Here is a 2,975-nt window from a genome sequence, read left to right as displayed (position 1 = left end):
TTATAGTTAAGTCCTCGATCGATTAGTATTCGTCAGCTGCACGTGTCACCACGCTTCCACCTCGAACCTATCTACCTCATCGTCTCTGAGGGATCTTACTCTAATAGATGGGAAGTCTCATCTTGAGGGGGGCTTCATGCTTAGATGCTTTCAGCACTTATCCCTGCCACACGTAGCTACCCAGCGATGCTCTTGGCAGAACAACTGGTGCACCAGCGGTGTGTCCATCCCGGTCCTCTCGTACTAAGGACAGCTCCTCTCAAACTTCCAACGCCCACGACGGATAGGGACCGAACTGTCTCACGACGTTCTGAACCCAGCTCGCGTACCGCTTTAATGGGCGAACAGCCCAACCCTTGGGACCGACTACAGCCCCAGGATGCGATGAGCCGACATCGAGGTGCCAAACCTCCCCGTCGATGTGGACTCTTGGGGGAGATAAGCCTGTTATCCCCGGGGTAGCTTTTATCCGTTGAGCGACGGCCCTTCCATTCGGTACCGCCGGATCACTAAGCCCGACTTTCGTCCCTGCTCGACTTGTAGGTCTCGCAGTCAAGCTCCCTTCTGCCTTTACACTCTGCGAATGATTTCCAACCATTCTGAGGGAACCTTTGGGCGCCTCCGTTACTCTTTAGGAGGCGACCGCCCCAGTCAAACTGCCCGCCTGACACTGTCTCCGAACCGGATCACGGTCCTGGGTTAGAAGGTCAACACAGCCAGGGTGGTATCCCACCGGCGCCTCCACGTAAGCTAGCGCTCACGCTTCTTAGGCTCCCACCTATCCTGTACAAGCTATGCCGACATTCAATATCAGGCTACAGTAAAGCTCCACGGGGTCTTTCCGTCCTGTCGCGGGTAATGCGCATCTTCACGCATCGTATAATTTCACCGGGTCTCTCGTTGAGACAGTGCCCAAGTCGTTGCACCTTTCGTGCGGGTCGGAACTTACCCGACAAGGAATTTCGCTACCTTAGGACCGTTATAGTTACGGCCGCCGTTCACTGGGGCTTCAGTTCAACGCTTTGCTCCAAAGGAGCTAACGCATCCCTTTAACCTTCCAGCACCGGGCAGGTGTCAGCCCCTATACGTCGCCTTTCGGCTTTGCAGAGACCTGTGTTTTTGCTAAACAGTCGCTTGGGCCTATTCACTGCGGCTTCTCATGCAAGAAGCACCCCTTCTCCCAAAGTTACGGGGTCATTTTGCCGAGTTCCTTAACGAGAGTTCTCCCGCTCACCTTAGAATTCTCTTCTCGCCTACCTGTGTCGGTTTGCGGTACGGGCACCTGTGACCTCACTAGAGGCTTTTCTTGGCAGTGTGAAATCTGGAACTTCGGTACTTAATTTCCCTCCCCATCACAGCTTGTGCTTATCAGACGGATTTGCCTATCTGACACACTCACTGCTTGGACGTGCCTAACCAGCAGCACGCTTTCCTTATCCTTCTGCGTCCCCCCGTCGTTCAAACGGTCACGAGGTGGTACAGGACTATCAACCTGTTGTCCATCGCCTACGCCTTTCGGCCTCGGCTTAGGTCCCGACTAACCCTGAGCGGACGAGCCTTCCTCAGGAAACCTTAGGCTTTCGGTGTAGAAGATTCTCACTTCTATTTCGCTACTCATACCGGCATTCTCACTTCAACGCGCTCCACCAGTCCTCACGGTCTGACTTCTCTGCACGTTGAACGCTCTCCTACCATTGTTCAAAGAACAATCCGTAGCTTCGGTGATACGTTTAGCCCCGGTACATTTTCGGCGCAGCGTCACTCGACCAGTGAGCTATTACGCACTCTTTAAATGATGGCTGCTTCTAAGCCAACATCCTGGTTGTCTGTGCAACGCCACATCCTTTTCCACTTAACGTATACTTTGGGACCTTAGCTGACGGTCTGGGCTGTTTCCCTTTCGACTATGAACCTTATCACCCATAGTCTGACTCCCAAGGCTATATGATTGGCATTCGGAGTTTGACTGAATGCGGTAACCCGATGAGGGCCCCTAGTCCAATCAGTGCTCTACCTCCAACATACGTTCCTTGAGGCTAGCCCTAAAGCTATTTCGGAGAGAACCAGCTATCTCCGTGTTCGATTGGCATTTCACCCCTACCCACACCTCATCCCCGCATTTTTCAACATACGTGGGTTCGGGCCTCCAGTCAGTGTTACCTGACCTTCACCCTGGACATGGGTAGATCACACGGTTTCGGGTCTACGACCCTTTACTCTTTCGCCCTATTCAGACTCGCTTTCGCTGCGGCTCCACCTATGCGGTTTAACCTTGCAAAGAATCGTAACTCGCCGGTCCATTCTACAAAAGGTACGCCGTCACCCATAAACGGGCTTCGACTACTTGTAGGCACACGGTTTCAGGATCTCTTTCACTCCCCTTCCGGGGTGCTTTTCACCTTTCCCTCACGGTACTGGTTCACTATCGGTCACTAGGGAGTATTTAGCCTTGGGAGATGGTCCTCCCGGATTCCGACGGAATTTCACGTGTTCCGCCGTACTCAGGATCCACTCCGGAGGAAACGTACTTTCCATTACAGGGCTGTTACCTTCTTCGGCTGATCTTTCCAGATCGATTCATGTAATACATTTCTTTGTAACTCCAATGGAGTGTCCTACAACCCCAAAAAGCAAGCTTTTTGGTTTGGGCTAATTCCGTTTCGCTCGCCGCTACTCAGGAAATCGCGTTTGCTTTCTCTTCCTCCGGGTACTGAGATGTTTCAGTTCCCCGGGTCTGCCTCAACATACCTATGTATTTAGTATGCTGTCCTACTCCATTACGAGCAGGGGGTTCCCCCATTCGGAAATTCCCGGATCATTGCCTACGTACGGCTCCCCGAGACATATCGGTGTTTGTCCCGTCCTTCTTCGGCTCCTAGTGCCAAGGCATCCACCGTGCGCCCTTACTTACTTAACTATCTTACTTACAGTAAAAAGACGTTTGGTTCTTTCGTTTGATATGATGTCTTGTCATA

1 rRNA gene is annotated in these 2,975 nt (G+C 52.3%); it reads right to left on the bottom strand.

From position 1 onward, the window contains the following. Positions 1-2: 2 nt before the first annotated feature. Positions 3-2,917, bottom strand: a 23S ribosomal RNA gene (locus ACH6CY_RS15525). Positions 2,918-2,975: the final 58 nt, after the last annotated feature.

This window comes from Paraliobacillus sp. JSM ZJ581, assembly GCF_044383835.1.
In the GTDB taxonomy this organism is placed as follows: Bacteria; Bacillota; Bacilli; order Bacillales; family Amphibacillaceae; genus Paraliobacillus.
This window is presented reverse-complemented; position numbering and strand designations above follow the sequence as displayed.